We start from the raw sequence: 16,148 nt of genomic DNA on the forward strand, positions 1-16,148 counted from the left end.
ACCGAAAAAGGGAGCGCCATGGCGTACTTTGAATGGGCCGATGACATGGTCATCGACAACGGCCAGATCGACGCGGAGCACCGCAAGCTGGTCGATCTGGTCAACGAGCTGCACACCGCCACCAGCCAGGGCATCGGCCAGAGCGTGGTGGCCGACCTGCTGGAGCGCCTGATCGCCGACACCGCCGAGCACCTGCGCCACGAAGAGATGCAGATGCAGCAGGCGGGGTTTCCCGGCCTGGACAACCACCGCGTCGGCCACGAGCACTTCGTCAACGACCTGCGCGGACTCAAGGAAAAGCTCGACGCGGGCAGCATCACCGTGGCGGCGCAACTCTCCTCGGTGCTGCGCGACTGGCTGTCGCTGCACATCCGGCGCAACGACAAGGAGCTGCGCTTCTTCCTCGAAAACAAGCACCGCAGCGCCCAGCGCGCGCTCAAGAAGCGCTGACACGGCGTGACGCCTCCCGGGCGCCCGCCCGGGCCTGCGAAATTCACAGGATTTTTGGCCTCTAGCCCTTACCAGGCAAGCGCCAGCAGCTATTTAAACGGTAGCAATCTCAGTGCGCCATGGCGCTGCGCCCCACCCTCGGCCCATGCAACTGGCGCGCCCCAAGCGCGGGCAGCCGAGCAAGGGCCGCCCCGCAGCGAGGGCTGCGTCCCCCTCCCACGCGAAGCGTGAGAGAGGGGGAAGGCGCGAAGCGACTCAGGGGGGTGTTGTTTCATCTCAGGCGGTGGGCACCACGAGTCCGCGCTGCACCGCGGGCCGCGCCACGAAAGCCGCCAGCGCGCGCCGCACCTGCGCGAAATCGCCCCAGCCCACCAGGTCGCCCGCGCCGTAGTGCTCGACCAGGTTGCGCACCCAGGGGAAGATGGCCATGTCGGCGATGGTGTACTGGGCGCCCATCACCCAGTCACGGCCCGCCAGGCGCTGCTCCAGCACCCCCAGCAGGCGGCGCGACTCGGCCACGTAGCGGTCGCGCGGGCGCTTGTCCTCGTAGTCCTTGCCGGCGTATTTGTGGAAGAAGCCCAGTTGCCCGAACATCGGGCCGACGCCGCCCATCTGCCACATCAGCCACTGCAGCGTCTCGTAGCGCGCGGCGGCGTCCCGGGGCAGGAACTGGCCGGTCTTTTCCGCCAGGTAGAGGAGGATGGCACCCGACTCGAACAGCACCAGCGGCTGCCCGCCGGGGCCATGGGGGTCGAGGATGGCCGGGATCTTGTTGTTCGGCGCCAGCGCCAGGAACTCGGGCGAGAACTGGTCGTTGGTGCCGAAGCTCACCAGGTGCGCCTCGTAGGGCAGCTGCATTTCCTCCAGCGCGATCGACACTTTCACGCCGTTGGGCGTGGCCAGCGAGTACAGCTGCAGCCGCTCGGGGTGGCGCGCCGGCCACTTGGCGGTGATGGGGTGGGTCCAGGTCATGGGAGGTTCTCCTTGGTCAATCCTTCACCAGGCCGCCGTCCACGACCAGGTTCTGCCCGGTCACGGCGCGCGCCCAGGGCGAGAGAAAAAACAGCACCGCGCCGGCGAACTCGGCCGGCGTGGTTACGCGGCGCAGCGGGGTCAGGCTGGCGATGAGGTCGAACACCGCCTCGGGCGTGGCGCGGCTCGCGTCGGTGGTGCGCAGCAGCCCGCCCGAGACCATGTTCACCGTGATGCCGTCCGGCCCCAGGTCGTTCGCCGCCGTGCGCGTGAGCGACAGCAGCGCCGCCTTGGCCGCCGTGTAGTCGTGGTAGGGCACCACGGGGTTCTGGAACAGGTTGGTGCCCACGTTCACGATGCGCCCGAAGCCCTGGGCGCGCATGCCGGGCAGCGCGGCCTGCATGGTGTTGAGCGCGCCCTTTACGGCGCCCTCGATCTGCTGGCTGAAGCGCTCCCAGGCGATGTCGCCCAGCTTGGGGCGCGCGTCGCCGTCAAAGCTGAACTGCGCCAGCGCGTTGTTCACCACGGCGCTGATGCTGGCGCCCGTGCGCTCCTGCGCTGCGGCAAAGAGGCGCTGCACGGCGGCGGCATCGGTCACGTCGGCCTGCAGCGCGATGGCGCGCGGGCCCAGTTCCTCGGCCAGCGCCTGCGCGGCCGCCGCGCTGCGGTGGTAGTTGATCACGACCCCGGCGCCCTCGCGCGCCAGCGCGCGCGTGATGGCCTGGCCCAGGCCCCGGGCGCCGCCCGTGACCAGCACCCATTGTTCGGACAATTGCATGTGTGAATCTTCCTCTCGTCAGTGATCCATGGCCCATGAAACCAGCGCCCCCCTATGCCAGGGCAGCCGCGCAAGGGCCGCCCCGCCGCGCCGGCTGCGTCCCCCCTCCCGAAGCGCGCAGCGCGTAGAGAGAGGGGGGAAGACGCGAAGCGTCTCAGGGGGGTGTTCCTTCACTTCGGCGGGCGGTGCAGCAGGCACAGCTTGTTGCCGTCGGGGTCGCGCAGGTAGGCCAGGTACAGGCGCATGCCCGCGGCCTCGCGCCAGCCCGGCGGGTCTTCGCACGTCACGCCGCCCGCGGCCACGCCGGCGGCATGGGCCGCATCGGCCTGCTCGGGCGACTCGACTGCGAAGCCGAAGGTGCTGCCGTTGCCGTGGCACGCGGGTTCGCCGTTGATGGGCGCGGTGATGGCGAAGGTGTTGCCCGCGTGGCGCCAGAAGGTGCGGTTCTTCGGGTCGGTGAAGCCGGGCTTGCAGCCTATGGCGCCGAGAAGGGCGTCGTAGAAGCGTTTGGATTTGTCAAGGTCGCTGGCTCCCAGCATGACGTGGCTGAACATGGTCTGTCGGTCTCCTGTAGGGGTTGCTGCCGCCATCCGCGTGGCGCGGCGCACGTATCGTAGCGGCCCATGCCGATGGCCGCAGATCGCCGGGCAGACACCCCGCGCGCGCCCATCCCTCTATGGCGCGCTGGCCGCGCGCCGGCGCGCCGCCTCCTGCGCCGGCAGCGCCGGCGCGAACAGCCAGCCCTGGCAGTGCGGCACCCCGAGCTGCTGCAGCAGGCCGCGCTGCGCCTCGGTCTCCACGCCCTCGGCCACCACGGTCAGCCCGAGCGCGCACGCCAGCGCGGCCATGTAGGACACCATGGCCGCCAGCACCTGGTCGTGCGGCAGGTCGGCGATGAATTCGCGGCTGACCTTGAGCCGGTGCACCGGCAACTGCCGCAGGTGGGCCAGCGAGGCGTGGCCGGTGCCAAAATCGTCGAGCGAGAGCGACACGCCCAGGGCCGCCAGCCGCACGAGCTGGCGCCGCACATGGGCCGGGTCGGCCATGACCTGCGATTCGGTGATCTCCAGGCCCAGCAGGCGCGCGGGCACGCCGTGGCGCTGCAGCGCCTGGTCCACCTGCTCCGGGAAGTCCGCGCTGTGCAACTGCTGCATCGCCACGTTGATCGCCACCGGCAGCGCGATGCCCGCGTCGAGCCACGCGCGCAGTTGGCAGCAGGCCTGTTCGAGCACCCACTGGCCCAGCGGGAGGATCAGTCCCGTCATCTCCGCCACCTGCACCAGCTCGGCCGGCGGCAGGTCGCCATGCTCCGGGTCACGCCAGCGCAGCAGCGCCTCGTAGCCGGTCCAGCGGCCGCTGGCCGTATCGACGATGGGCTGGAAATGCAGCCGTGGGCCGATGGCGTCCTCCACCGGCGCCTCTGCGGCGCCCGCGAGCGCGTGGCGCAGGCGCGCGTGCAGCCGCAGGCGGCTTTCCAGCGCGGGGACGGCCGCCACGTCGTAGAGCATGGCCAGCCCCCGGCCCGCCGCCTTGGCCTGGCACAGCGCCATGCCGGCGAAGCGCAGCAGTTGTTCGGCATTGGCCGCCTGCGCGGGAAACAGCGCGATGCCTGCGCTGCCGCCCAGGAAAACCTCCTGCCCGCCCTCCAGCCGCAGGCCCGGGCGCAGCACGGCGAGCAGGCGCGCGGCCTCCCGCACGGCCTCTTCCGGCTCGCCCAGGTCGGCCAGCAGCAGGCCGAATTCGTCGCCGCCCAGGCGCGCGACCGTGTCGCCGGGGCGCAGCGCGGCCTGCAGCCGGTGCGCCACCTCCCGCAGGACCGCGTCGCCCTGGGTGTGGCCGAAGCTGTCGTTGACCAGCTTGAAGCCATCGAGCCCCAGCACCGCCAGCGCCGCCAGGCCCGGGGCCTGGCCGGCGGGCAGATGGCAAGCGCGCTCCAGCTGCGCGGTGAAACTGCGCCGGTTGGCCAGGCCGGTAAGACCGTCGTGCCGGGCCTCGAACTCCAGTTCCTGCCGCAGGCGCTGCTGCTCGCTGCTGTCGCTGATCACCGCGACCGCACAGCGCTGGCCGTGAACCTGCACATGGCCCAGGCCGACATCCACCGGCACGGCCGTGCCATCGCGCCGCTCCAGCCAGAGCAGGCGCCCGCGCCCCATGGAAGCCAGCCGTACCGGCCCGTCGAAGAACGCCTGTACGCGCGCCTCATGGCACGCGCGCAGCCGGGGCGGCAGCAGCACGCTCATCTGCCGCCCCACCAGCCACGCGGGCGGGTGGCCGGAGATTTCCTCCATCGCCGCGTTGGCGTGCAGGATGACGCCATCGCGGCCCACCAGCACGATGCCGGCGGGGGACGCGTCGATCATGGCCTGTGCCAGGGCGTCCATTGCGGCGGGCATGGCGGGGTGCGGTGGGCCCGGGCGTCACGCGGAGGGCAGGGCCAGCGCAGCGCCCCGCCGCGCCGGCAGCGCGGTGGCGCCGGCCAGCCGGAACACGGACACCGCCGCCGCCAGTTGCCCGGCCTGCGCCTTGAGCGCGCCCGTGGCCGCGGCGGATTCTTCTACCAGCGCGGCGTTCTGCTGCGTCACCTGGTCCATCTGGCCGATGGCCTGGTTCACCTGCTCGATGCCCTGGCTCTGCTCGGCGCTGGCGGCGCTGATCTCGCCCAGGATGTCGGCCACGCGCTGGCTGCTCTGCGCGATGGCTTCCACCTGGCGCCCGGCCTCGGCAACCTGCGCGCTGCCCTGCTCGACCTTGGCGACCGAGTCCTCGATCAGCGCCTTGATGTCCTTGGCCGCCGCCGCGCTGCGCCCGGCCAGGGCACGCACCTCGGAGGCGACCACGGCGAAGCCGCGCCCCTGCTCGCCCGCGCGCGCCGCCTCCACGGCCGCGTTCAGCGCCAGGATGTTGGTCTGGAACGCGATCGCGTCGATCACGCCGATGATGTCGGCGATCTTGTGCGACGCCGCGTCGATCTCGCCCATCGTGCGGATCACCCCCTCGCCCGCGCGGCTGCCCTCGGCGGCGGCCTGGGCCGCGCGCACGGCGAGCTGGTTGGCGGTGCGCGCGTTGTCGGCGTTGTGGCGCACAGCGCTGGCCAGTTCCTCGATGGAGGCGGCGGTCTGCTGCAGCGCGCTGGCCTGCTCTTCGGTGCGGCTCGACAGGTCCTGGTTGCCGGCGTCGATCTGGCCGGACGCCGTGGCGATGCCCTCGGCGCCGCCGCGCACCTGGCCCACGACCTGGGCGAGGCTGTCGTTCATGCGCCGCAGCGCGGCGAGCAGTTGGCCCGTTTCGTCGCGCGCATCGGCGGTGATGGTGCTCGTGAGGTCGTTGCCGGCGACGGTGTTCGCCACCTGCACCGCGTGCTCCAGCGGGCGCACGATGCCGCGCGTGAGCCGCCATGCGATCAACGCGCCCAGCGCCACCGCGAGCGCGCCCGTGGCGATGGTCGAGAAGCGGGCGCTCTCGGACTCCTCGTGGGCGCTGCGGGCGTCGGCGTCGATGGCGGCGCGCTCCAGGTCGAGCAGCGCCTGCACCACCGCCGTCATGCGCCGGGCGGCAGGCTCGTAGCTCTGGGCGAGCAGGCGCTCGGCCTCCTCGGCGCGGCCCTCGATCCGGGCCGCCACCGCCGCATCGCGCGCGACGATGAAGGCGTCAATGGCGGCCTGGTACTGGTTCCAGATGTCCTTTTCTTCCGCGCTCTCCAGCAGCGCCGTGATGCGCTCGGCCAGTTCCCGGGCCTCGCCCGTGGTGGCCTTGGTGTCTTCGGCGAAGTAGGTGCCGAGCGAGGGGTCGCTGCTCTTGACGATGGCCGTGGTGCGCCGCACGGACACGTTCACGAGCCGGTTGATGTCGCTGGCGGCGCGCTCCTTGGCCAGCGCGCGCTGGGTGATGCGCTGGGTGGCGGCATCCTGCGCGGCCAGGCCCTGCACGTTCCGCCAGGCGATGAGCACCAGCAGTGCCAGCACAAGCGCAAAACCCACGGCGAGCCGGGTGCCGATCTTCCAGTTTTTCATGCTTCTTCCTTTGGCGCTGCCGCCAGCCTCCCGAAGACAAACCGGGCCCATGGCTCTGGAAAACCCGTATTCATACCGAGGTATAGCGTATTAGTTTACCAAAGTAAAAATATTGACATACCGCAGTTACATCACGCTTTTACTGGCGGTGATAGTTTTCACCCTATGACCCCCACGCAAGAGCCCGACGGAGCAAGTGGTTTCGCGCAGCGCCTGCACCAGGCGCTGCAGAGCCAAGGCAAGCGCGCGAGTCCCGCCGCACTGGAACGGGAGTTCAACCTGCGCTACCTTGGAAAACCCGTGACCAGCCATGCCGTGCGCAAATGGCTGCTGGGCCAGTCGCTGCCCACCCAGGACAAGTTGCAGGTGCTGGCGCGCTGGCTGGACGTGGATGAAAGCTGGCTGCGCTGGGGCTACGGCACCAACGGGGCGTACGCGGCGCACCAGGCGCCGGGCAGCGCCCGCCCGTCCTTTCGCAACGCCCCGGCGCTGACGCTGGAAGACGCCTCGCTGCTGCAGGACTGGAGCCTGCTGGAGCCGCCCCACCGCCGGGTGGTCCGCGCCGTGATCGAAACCCTGCTGGTGCACCAGCGCGATTCGGCCGCGGGCTGACGGGTACCGGGTTTTGAATGAAAAACGGCCCTGGCGCTTGCCAGGCAAGCGCCAGCAGCTATCAAAACAGGAGTTTCAGGGCTGGAGGTAGCGCGCCGCCAGCTCGCGCTGGGCAGCGGCGTCCACGCCCAGCACGTCGGCCAGGTAGGTGTCCATGCCGCCGTACTCGCCGTCCACCAGGTGCAGGGCGGCTTCGAGGAAGTCCTCCTGCACGCGCCAGAGCACGGCCAGCACTTCGTCGGGGGCGTGGCCGCCCAAGCCCGCGGGGCGGCGGTACAGCGTGTTGGTGAGCAGGTAGTCGTGCATCACCACCGCGCGCGGCACGCCCAGCGCCTGCAGGATCAGCGCCGCCGCGAAGCCGGTGCGGTCCTTGCCGGCCGTGCAGTGGAAGACCAGGGGCGCGTCCTGCCCGTCCAGCAGCAGGCGGAACAGCTCGGCGAAGCGCGGCGCGCTCTCGCGCACGAAGCCCCGGTAGGTGTCCTGCATCAGCGCCACGGCGTCCTGCGCCGTCAGGTGCTGGCCGGTGCGCTGCAGCTCCAGCGCGCGCTGGATCACCGTGGGCTCGATGACGAGGTGGCGGTAATCCACCCCGGGCAGCCGGTAGGCATGGGCCGCGCTCTCGGCCTGCCCGCGAAAGTCGATGCTGCGCGCCACGCCCAGGCGGGCCAGCAGGTCCTGGTCCTGCGGCGTGAGCGCCGCCAGGTGGTCGGAACGGAACAGGCGCCGCCACTTCACCGTGCGCCCATCCCGGCCCAGATACCCCCCGAGATCGCGGAAATTGCTGGCCCCGGCCAACGGCACGGAGCGGGCAGGCGCGGCGGAGTCGGCAAGGTCTGCAAGCGGGGTCAACGGGGTGTGGGGCATGGGCGGGGCGGTGGCAGTGGAAGGAACGGCCGAGCTTAGTCGAAGCGCGTGACGCCCGGTGTCACGGGGTTACCGGGGCCCGCACGGAACGGCGGCCTGCCGGACACACCAGCGAAGGCATGCAAAAAGGCCTCCAGCGCTTTCCAGGCAAGCGCCACCAGCTATCAATCGAATAGCGCACTCACCGGGGCAGCACCGTGACTACCCCGTCCACGCCGTGCTCGCGCGTACCGCCAGGGCAGGGCTGGTCGGTGTAGGTCGTGCGGCCTTGCGCATCCACGCATTTGCGCGGCGGTGCCGGAGGCGGCGAGGCGGCCGTGCCCGCCGCGGGCGCGGCCTGGCCCGGGGCGCCCGCGGGCAAGGTGCCGGGACCGGGGCGGGTGAGGCGGCGCAGCGCCTGCTCCGCCCAGGGCTGGGCCTGGGGGAGCCATTGGTCGGCCGTCCACCACGCCAGGGCGGCAGCGGCCGCCGCCGCCAGGGCGAGGAAGAACCAGAGGGCTTTTTCTGTGCGGCTGCGCATGGCGTGGGCGGGGTGAACCGGGCGGATGGAGCGGCCCCGAGCTTACGCCATGGCCGCTTCAGCGGACTGGCGCGGCCGGGCGGCCGTAGCGCCCGGTCAGCGTGGCGCGGCCCAGGCTGTTGGCGTGGATCATGTAGCCCGCCAGGGCGGCGGTGGCATCGGCCGGCAGGTCGAGCCGGGGCACCTTGAGCGCATGCACCGTGAACACGTAGCGGTGCGGCGCATCCCCCGGCGGCGGGCACAGGCCGCCCCAGGCCGCCACGCCAAAATCGGTGCGCACGTGGCTGGCGCCCCCGGGCAGGCGCGCGCCCCCGGCCGCGCCGGCGTTGGCGGGCAGCGCCGTGACGCTGGCGGGGAGGTTCACCACCGTCCAGTGCCACCAGCCGGAGCCGGTGGGGGCGTCGGGGTCGTACATGGTGACGGCGTAGCTTTGCGTGCCTGCGGGGGCGCCGCTCCATTGCAGCGGGGGCGACTGGTTTTCGCCCGCGCAGCCGAAGCCGTCGAACTCCATGGGCTGGGGCAGCGTGCTGCCTTCGGCGAAGGCCGGGCTGGTGAGGGTGAACGGTGGCGCGGCATGCGCCGCCATGGCCGTGCCCGCCGCGAGCAGGCAGGCAAGCGCCCAGCGTGCGGGACGGCGGGCGGCGGTAGCGAGGGTGTGTGGCACGGAGGGACTCCTTGGCTTGGTGAAGAACAAGGCCCCATGGTGGCGCGCCCGCGCCCGGTACGCTGGCCCTGGCGCCGCAATGGCTGTGCGCAATGCGGCACGCGCCTGCGGGGCGGACGATGGTTCAGGGCCGCAACTGCGAGGGCGGGAAGCCGAAGCGCGCGCGGAATGCCGCGCTGAAGCGGCTGTGCGAGGCGTAGCCGCAGCGCGCAGCGATGTCCGACACCTGCAGCGTGGTGCTTTGCAGCAGCGCCAGCGCGGTCTCCAGGCGCACGTCGCGCAGGCACTGGCGCACGGTTTCGCCTTCGTCGGCCAGGCGGCGCTGCAGCGTGCTGGCGCTGGTGGCGAAGGCGGCGGCGATGCGCTCCACCGTCCAGTCCGCATGGGGCATGGGGCCGATGAGGCGGCGCACGCGCTCGGCCCAGCCGAGCTCGCCCGGTGCGGCGAAGACGATGCCGGACTCGGCCAGCAGCAGGAGCACTTCGAGCGCGCGGTGGGCGCGCAGGGCGGGCGAGCTGGCGGCGTCCTCCAGCGCGGCCAGGGCGTGCATGTAGCTGGACTGGAAGGCGGCGTCGGCTGGCAGGCGCGCGCAGCCGCTCACGGGCGCCAGCCCCGCGAACTGGCCGAAGCGCTGGTGGAACTGGGCCACCAGCTCGGGCGCGAAGCACAGCAGGCGCGCCACATAGCGGCCGTGCGGCGCGGGGTCGTTCACCACCTCCCACTGCGCGCCGCGCGGCAGCACGAAGACCTGGCCGCTGGGGTAGCGGTGGGTGCCGCCCGAGGCCACAAGCTGCTTGGTGCCCGAGACGACCCAGCCCACGGCATCCATGCGCACCGTGACGGTGTGGATGCGGTGGTGCACCGCCGTGGCGATCTGCAGCGACAGGGCCGGGGGCTCAGCCATGGTGCCCCTCCAGGGCAGTCACCTCACCCCAGGTGTGCGCCCAGCAGGCCGGTCAGCTCGAACATGCCGGCGCTGTCCTTGCCGAACACGGCGCGCAGCTTGTCGTCGGCGCGGATGGTGCGCTTGTCCTTCGGGTCCTGCAGGTTGTGGGCCTTGATGTAGTCCCACAGCTTCTTCACGGCCTCGGGGCGCGCCACGGGCTCGCTGCCGATGACGGCGGCCAGCGCGGCGCTGGGCTGCTTGCCGCTGGCGGCGCTGGCCTTGCGCGGGGCCTTGGCGGCGGTGGTTGCGGCGGTTTTTGCTGCGGGTTTGGTGGCTTTTTTGGCCGCAGCGCCCGTGCGGCTTGCGCTGGCAGCTCCTGTTTTCGCAGCAGCGGTCTTGCGCGCGGGGTATTTGCTGTCGCGCTGCTCGAACTCGAAGTTGACCTTGCCGGCCTCCTTGTCCCACACCAGGAAGGCCTTGAACGGGCGGCGCGTGCGGTTGGAGATGAACTTCTCCAGCAGGCCGGTCTTGCCCTCCTGCAGCAGCCGGGTCATCTGCGCGCGCTCGATGGGCTGCTGCAGGATGATCTGGCCGCTCTTGAAGGTGCACGAAGGCGCGGGCTGCTGCGCCGTGGGCACGGCGCGCGCGCACACGTAGTTGGCGCCATGCTCGTACACGGGCGCGCCGCACACGGGGCAGGGGCCCAGGCTTTCCTGGGCGCTGAAATCGACCAGCTCGCCGGATTCGTCCTCCTTGTCGTCGCCGAAGTCGAATTCGAGCTTGTAGTTGCCCGCCTCCTCGTCGCGCACGATGGCGACTTCGGCGGTGAAGGGCCAGCCCGCCTTGGAACGGAAGCCCTCCAGCGGGCCGATGCGGCGCTCGCGCAGCAGTTGGTCGGCCTCGGCGGTCTCGAAGGTGCGGCCAGCGGGCGACTTGCCGAACGAGAAGCCGCAGCCCTCGCCATGGCCGCCCGTGCCCGTGCAGGCGTAGCGGCGGTAGTTCTCCTTGACCACGCCGCCGCAGTTCGGGCAGGGCGCGGCAAGCGTCGCGTAGTCGCCGGGGATGGTGTCGCGGTCGTATTCCTTGGCCTTCTTCACCATGCGCTCGGTCATGGCGGCGATCTGCTGCATGAAGGCTTCGCGGCTGAGCTGCCCCTTTTCCATCTGCGCCAGCTTGTATTCCCACTCGCCGGTGAGTTCGGCGCGGCACAGCTCTTCCACCTGCAGGCCGCGCAGCAGCGTCATGAGCTGGAACGCCTTGGCCGTGGGAATCATCTCGCGGCCTTCGCGCAGCATGTACTTTTCGGTCAGCAGCCCTTCGATGATGGCGGCGCGCGTGGCCGGGGTGCCCAGGCCCTTTTCCTGCATGGCTTCACGCAGCTCGTCGTCGTCGATCTGCTTGCCCGCGCTCTCCATGGCGCCGAGCAGCGTGGCTTCGCTGTAGCGCGCGGGCGGCTTGGTTTTCAGGCCCTTGGCGGTGGCGTGCGCGGCCAGCGGCTGCTCGCCGGGCTGCACCGCCACCAGGGGCTGGCCCTTGTCGCCGTCCTTGCCGCCCTCCACTTCGTTGGCGGCTTCCTTGCCGTAGATGGCGAGCCAGCCGGGCTTGACCAGCACCTTGCCCTCGGTCTTGAAGCTGTGCTGCGCCACCTTGCTGATGCGTGTCGTCACCTGGTATTCGGCGCTGGGGAAGAACACCGCCATGAAGCGGCGCACCACCAGGTCGTAGAGCTTCTGCTCGGCTTCGCTCAAGCCGCTGGGCGCTTGCAGGGTGGGGATGATGGCGAAGTGGTCGCTTACCTTGCTGTTGTCGAACACGCGCTTCGTCGGGCGCACGTAGTTGTCCTGCAGCGCCTGGCGCGCGAACGGCGCCAGGTGGCCCATGGGCGAGCCGGCGAGCATCTCGAAGGTCTGGCGCGCCACGGGCAGGTAGTCCTCGGGCAGCGCGCGCGAGTCGGTACGCGGGTAGGTCAGGGCCTTGTGGCGCTCGTACAGGCTTTGCGCCAGCGCCAGCGTGGTCTTGGCGGAAAAGCCGAACTTGCCGTTGGCCTCACGCTGCAGGCTGGTCAGGTCGAACAGCAGCGGGCTGGCCTGGGTGGTGGGCTTGGCCTCCTCGGTGACCACTGCGGGTTTGCCGCGCACGGCGTCGGCGATGGCCTGGGCGTCCTGCGCGTTCCACAGGCGATCGGCGCGGGCCTCGGGGTCGTCGCTCTTCTTCCACTGCGGGTCGAACCACTTGCCCAGGTACTCGCCCGCCTGGGCGGCGAAGCCGGCGTGGATTTCCCAGTAGTCGCGGCTGATGAACTTGCGGATCTTTTCCTCGCGCTCCACCACCAGCGAGAGCGTGGGCGTCTGCACCCGGCCCACGGTGGTGAGGAAGAAGCCGCCGTCGCGCGAGTTGAAGGCCGTCATGGCGCGCGTGCCGTTGATGCCCACGAGCCAGTCGGCCTCGCTGCGGCTGCGCGCGGCGGCGGCCAGGCCCTGCATCTGCTGGTCGCTGCGCAGGTGGTCGAAGCCGTCGCGGATGGCCTGCGGCGTCATGCTCTGCAGCCACAGGCGCGAGACGGGCTTGCCCAAACCGCCCTTGGCGCCGCCCGCGTACTGCTCGATCAGGCGGAAGATCAGCTCGCCCTCGCGGCCCGCGTCGCAGGCGTTCACCAGGGCCGTGACGTCCTTGCGCTTGGCCTGCTTGACCACGGCGGCCAGGCGGCTCTTGGTCTTGTCCACGGGCTTCAAGTCGAAGCGCGGCGGAATCACCGGCAGGTGGGCGAAGCTCCACTTGCCGCGCTTGACGTCGAATTCCTCGGGCGCCTGGATTTCCACCAGGTGGCCGACGGCGCTGGTGACCACGTAGTGCGCGCTCTCGAAGTGGTCTTCGTACTTGTCGAACTTGCCCGCCACGGGCGTGAGGGCGCGCACGATGTCTTGCGCGACCGAGGGTTTTTCTGCGATGACCAGTGTCTTGCTCATGGGTGTTTCGTTCCGCCCGCCAGGGCGCTTCTACAATGCGTCGCTTCACGCGTGCACGCGCACGCGCATGTGTGTGCCTATACAAAGTAGCAGAGTTTTCGCATGCCCCGCAGCGCTCCCCCTTCTTCCCCCGGCCGGCGTATCCAGACCCGGCGCTCGGGCGTCCATGGCAAGGGCGTTTTCGCGCTGCAGGACATCGCCGAGGGCGAAGTCCTCATCGAGTACACCGGCGAAGTCATCAGTTGGCAGGAGGCGCAGGACCGCCACCCGCACGACCCGAGCCAGCCGAACCACACGTTCTACTTCCACGTCGACGAAGACCGCGTGATCGACGCCAACCACGGCGGCAACTCGGCGCGCTGGATCAACCACAGCTGCGCGCCCAACTGCTACGCCGACGAGCAGGACGGGCGCATCTTCATCACCGCGCTGCGCAACATCGCCGCGGGCGAGGAGCTGAACTACGACTACGGCCTCATCATCGAGGAGCGCTACACGAAGAAGCTCAAGGCCGAGTACCCCTGCTGGTGCGGCAGCGCGCAGTGCCGGGGCACGCTGCTGGCGCCCAAGCGCGGCTGGAATCCGCCCGGCCCCGGGGAGCGGGCATGAGCGCCGCCCCGCTGCGCTGGCCCGCCGAGGCCCTCTGGGAGGCGCTGCACCCGCTGCTGCCGGGCTTCAGCGTGGAGGTGCTGCCCGAGATCGACTCCACCAACAGCGAGCTGACGCGCCGCGCCCGCGCCGGGCAGTGCGACCCGGTGCTGCTGGTGGCCGAGCGCCAGAACGCCGGGCGCGGCCGCCTGGGCAAGCCCTGGCACAGCGGCACGGGCGACGCGCTGACCTTCTCGCTCGGCCTGCCGCTGGCGCCGCGCGACTGGTCGGGCCTGTCGCTGGCCGTGGGCCTGTCGCTGGCCGAGAGCCTGCACCCGCGCGTGGCCATCAAATGGCCCAACGACCTGTGGCTGGACGGCACGCGCAAGCTCTGCGGCATCCTGATCGAGACGGCGGGCAGCGTGGGCGCGGGCGGCGCGGCGGGCCAGCGCTACTGCGTCATCGGCGCGGGGCTGAACATCCGCCCCCGCGCCACCGACGGGCTGGCCACGCCGCCCGCCTGGCTGCAGGAGCTGGACCCGGCGCTGGACGCACCGGCCGCGCTGGCGCGCGTGGCCGTGCCGCTGGTGCAGGCCGTACTCGGCTTCGCGCGCACGGGCTTCGCGCCGCTGCAGCCACGCTACGCCGCGCGCGACCTGCTGCGCGGGCGCGAGGTGACGCTGAGCGACGGCCGCCACGGCCAGTGCGAGGGCGTGGCGGCGGACGGCGCGCTCATCGTGCACACAGCGCAGGGGCGGCAGGCCATCACCAGCGCCGAGGTGAGCGTACGCCCCGTCCCTGCCGCTTCCTGAAAGAGCCCCCATGCTGCGTCTTGCCGTCCTGATCCTGCTGCTGGCCAACGCCGGCTACTACGCCTGGAGCCAGGGCCTGCTGCGCGCCTGGGGCCTGGCGCCCGCCACGCAGTCCGAGCCCGAGCGCCTGGAGCGGCAACTGAACCCCGACGCGCTGAAGCTGCTGCCCGCCCAGGGCCAGGCGCCAGCCTCCACGGACGAACCGGAGCCCGCCGAGGCGGCTGCGGCGGCCCCTGCCGCACAGCCCGCGCCATCGTCCACGCAATGCCTGCAGGCCGGCAGCTTCGACGAACGCCAGGCCGCCGCGCTGCGCCAGGCCGCCGCCGCGCTGCCCCCGGGCAGTTGGACGCTGGACGCCGTGGTGGTGCCCGGGCGCTGGATGGTCTACATGGGCCGCTTCCCCGACGCGGAAACCGTGGACAAGAAACGCACCGAACTGCGCGCCCTGGGCATTGCCTACGACCGGCCCGGCGCGGCGCTGGAGCCGGGGCTGTCGCTGGGCCGCTTTTCCAGCGAGGAGCGGGCGCAGGTGGCCCTGCGCGACCTGGCGCGCCAGGGCGTGCGCACCGCGCGCGTGGTGGTGGAGCGCGCCGAGGCCAAGGCCTACACCCTGCGCCTGCCCGCGGTGGACGCGCCGTTGCGCCCGCGGCTCGATGCGCTGCAGGGCGCGCTGGCGGGCAGGCCGCTGGCCGCCTGCAATTGAGCGGTACGCGCCACTCGCTCCTTTTTCAATAGCTTCTCACGCTTGCCTAGCGGGCGTTTGATGCCGATTTGGCCTTTACTCCCGTACCGATCGTCAGGCGCCGCGCATGGCCGCCACCAGCGCATCCAGGCACTGCACATCCGTCACCACCAGGGCATGCGCGCCGTCCTTGCGCAGCAGGCCGCTCCTGGCCAACTGGCCCATTTCGCGCGTGACCTGCTCGCGGCTGGTGCTGATCAGGCTGGCCAGCAGGGCATGCGCGGGCGCGGGGTCGAGCCGCGCCTGGTTGTCCTGCACGCCGGCCTGGCACGCCAGGCGCAACAGCTCGGCATGCAGGCGCGTCTGCACGCCCAGGGTGGACAGGTCGATCACACGCTGCGCCAGCCCGCGCACCATGAGGGTGAGTTCGCCGATCACGCGCAGGGCGATGGCTGGCTCGCGCTCCAGCAGCGCGCGGAACGCCTGGTGCGGCAGGCAGGCCACGACCGAGGGCGTGAGGGCCATGACGTCGGCCATGCGCGGCGTGTTGTCCAGCGCCGCGAGTTCGCCGAAGTGGGCGCCGGCCTCGTAGTCGCGGAACGACACCTCGCGTCCCTGCAGCGAATAGCTGGTGATGCGCGCGCTGCCCGAAACCAGGAAGAACACCTCGGTGCCCACGGCGTTGCGCATGCAAATCGGCCGGCGCGCGCCGATGCTGCGCCAGTCGCACTCGGCGGCCAGGCGCTGCAGGCAGGCTTCTTCGAGGCCCTGGAGCAAGTGGATACGGCGCAGCGCGAGGCTGGAACGCGCGGGGGTGGAAGCAGGCATGCGGGGACGTGAGGAACCGGGGGCCGATTATCCCGCCCGTGCCGGCGGCGCGCCCTGGCGCGACTTGCCGAAAGCTGTGCGCTAGCGCACATACGCGGCGGCGGCGCGCACGGACACTGCCTTCCAGCAGAACGCATTCGCGCTGCACTCGCTCAGAAAGGCAAACGACCATGCAAAAAACCACCCTCCTGCTCGCCGCCGCCACCCTCGCCTTCGCGGGCGCCGCCTCGGCCCAGTCCACCGATGCCGGCGCACCGCGCGGCCCGAGCCAGGCCGAGGTGCGGGCCGACCTGAACCTGTGGAACCGCGCCGGCCTGGGCCACAGCGCGCTGAGCGGCTCCGACCCGGCCAGCAGCTTCGACTACGAGCGGCGCGTGGCCACCTACCAGCGCCTGCGCAGCGGCCCCGAGTACGCTGCCGAGGTGGCGCGCCAGCAGTCCGGCGCGCAGGTGGCGGGCGGCACGGCCCCGGCCGTGGCCCAGTGACCCGGGCACGTCATCCGGCCCATCCCTGGGC

The 16,148-nt window shown here is 71.4% G+C and carries 17 protein-coding genes; 6 read left to right on the forward strand and 11 right to left on the reverse strand.

Features of this window, described 5'->3' with window-relative positions; translation table 11 throughout:
• The first annotated feature begins 18 nt into the window (after positions 1–18).
• Entirely contained in the window at positions 19–450 is a 432-nt protein-coding gene (locus YS110_13425; GenBank protein UJB65681.1) for a hemerythrin family protein, read from the forward strand.
• 276 nt (positions 451–726) lie between these two features.
• Here the strand turns inward: YS110_13425 and YS110_13430 are convergent, their stop codons facing one another.
• The 5 genes from YS110_13430 to YS110_13450 all read right to left on the reverse strand — a co-directional run bounded on the left by YS110_13430 (position 727) and on the right by YS110_13450 (position 6,210).
• Complete coding sequence (locus YS110_13430; GenBank protein UJB65682.1) at positions 727–1,422, reverse strand: glutathione S-transferase N-terminal domain-containing protein; 696 nt, start codon at positions 1,420–1,422, stop codon at positions 727–729.
• Between the two features lie 16 nt (positions 1,423–1,438).
• A complete protein-coding gene (locus YS110_13435) occupies positions 1,439–2,200 on the reverse strand; it encodes a 3-oxoacyl-ACP reductase (protein UJB65683.1) in 762 nt (253 codons plus the stop codon).
• A 170-nt stretch (positions 2,201–2,370) separates the two neighbouring features.
• A complete protein-coding gene (locus tag YS110_13440) occupies positions 2,371–2,754 on the reverse strand; it encodes a VOC family protein (protein ID UJB65684.1) in 384 nt (127 codons plus the stop codon).
• A 120-nt stretch (positions 2,755–2,874) separates the two neighbouring features.
• Positions 2,875–4,593: an EAL domain-containing protein gene (locus tag YS110_13445; GenBank protein UJB65685.1), complete on the reverse strand. Its 1,719-nt coding sequence runs from the start codon at positions 4,591–4,593 to the stop codon at positions 2,875–2,877.
• Between the two features lie 24 nt (positions 4,594–4,617).
• Positions 4,618–6,210: an MCP four helix bundle domain-containing protein gene (locus tag YS110_13450; protein ID UJB65686.1), complete on the reverse strand. Its 1,593-nt coding sequence runs from the start codon at positions 6,208–6,210 to the stop codon at positions 4,618–4,620.
• Between the two features lie 165 nt (positions 6,211–6,375).
• Between YS110_13450 and YS110_13455 the strand changes: the two genes are divergently transcribed.
• Positions 6,376–6,822 (forward strand): transcriptional regulator, encoded by a 447-nt coding sequence (locus tag YS110_13455; protein UJB65687.1) that lies wholly within the window; start codon positions 6,376–6,378, stop codon positions 6,820–6,822.
• Positions 6,823–6,897: 75 nt separating this feature from the next.
• Here YS110_13455 and YS110_13460 read toward each other — a convergent pair whose 3' ends face one another.
• The 5 genes from YS110_13460 to YS110_13480 all read right to left on the reverse strand — a co-directional run bounded on the left by YS110_13460 (position 6,898) and on the right by YS110_13480 (position 12,722).
• Positions 6,898–7,686 (reverse strand): tyrosine-protein phosphatase, encoded by a 789-nt coding sequence (locus tag YS110_13460; GenBank protein UJB65688.1) that lies wholly within the window; start codon positions 7,684–7,686, stop codon positions 6,898–6,900.
• Positions 7,687–7,867: 181 nt separating this feature from the next.
• Complete coding sequence (locus YS110_13465) at positions 7,868–8,206, reverse strand: DUF4124 domain-containing protein (GenBank protein ID UJB65689.1); 339 nt, start codon at positions 8,204–8,206, stop codon at positions 7,868–7,870.
• A gap of 58 nt (positions 8,207–8,264) precedes the next feature.
• Positions 8,265–8,792, reverse strand: coding sequence for a YbhB/YbcL family Raf kinase inhibitor-like protein (locus YS110_13470; protein UJB67451.1), 528 nt, complete (start codon positions 8,790–8,792; stop codon positions 8,265–8,267).
• Between the two features lie 202 nt (positions 8,793–8,994).
• On the reverse strand, positions 8,995–9,774 hold the full coding sequence (locus YS110_13475; protein UJB65690.1) for a helix-turn-helix transcriptional regulator: 780 nt from the start codon (positions 9,772–9,774) through the stop codon (positions 8,995–8,997).
• Between the two features lie 23 nt (positions 9,775–9,797).
• Positions 9,798–12,722, reverse strand: coding sequence for a DNA topoisomerase III (locus YS110_13480; protein UJB65691.1), 2,925 nt, complete (start codon positions 12,720–12,722; stop codon positions 9,798–9,800).
• A gap of 102 nt (positions 12,723–12,824) precedes the next feature.
• Between YS110_13480 and YS110_13485 the strand changes: the two genes are divergently transcribed.
• The 3 genes from YS110_13485 to YS110_13495 are packed head-to-tail and all read left to right on the forward strand — an operon-like array spanning position 12,825 to position 14,825.
• Positions 12,825–13,331 (forward strand): SET domain-containing protein-lysine N-methyltransferase, encoded by a 507-nt coding sequence (locus YS110_13485; GenBank protein ID UJB65692.1) that lies wholly within the window; start codon positions 12,825–12,827, stop codon positions 13,329–13,331.
• On the forward strand, positions 13,328–14,122 hold the full coding sequence (locus YS110_13490) for a biotin--[acetyl-CoA-carboxylase] ligase (GenBank protein UJB65693.1): 795 nt from the start codon (positions 13,328–13,330) through the stop codon (positions 14,120–14,122). Before YS110_13485 ends, YS110_13490 begins: the two co-directional genes overlap by 4 nt.
• Before the next feature lie 10 nt (positions 14,123–14,132).
• Positions 14,133–14,825, forward strand: coding sequence for an SPOR domain-containing protein (locus YS110_13495; GenBank protein UJB65694.1), 693 nt, complete (start codon positions 14,133–14,135; stop codon positions 14,823–14,825).
• Positions 14,826–14,918: 93 nt separating this feature from the next.
• Here the strand turns inward: YS110_13495 and YS110_13500 are convergent, their stop codons facing one another.
• Positions 14,919–15,632, reverse strand: a complete 714-nt coding sequence (locus tag YS110_13500) for a Crp/Fnr family transcriptional regulator (GenBank protein UJB65695.1) — start codon at positions 15,630–15,632, stop codon at positions 14,919–14,921.
• 170 nt (positions 15,633–15,802) lie between these two features.
• Here YS110_13500 and YS110_13505 point away from each other — a divergent pair, with 170 nt between their 5' ends.
• Positions 15,803–16,117 (forward strand): hypothetical protein, encoded by a 315-nt coding sequence (locus tag YS110_13505; GenBank protein ID UJB65696.1) that lies wholly within the window; start codon positions 15,803–15,805, stop codon positions 16,115–16,117.
• Positions 16,118–16,148: the final 31 nt, after the last annotated feature.

This window comes from Acidovorax sp. YS12, assembly GCA_021496925.1.
GTDB lineage: Bacteria > Pseudomonadota > Gammaproteobacteria > Burkholderiales > Burkholderiaceae_C > Paenacidovorax.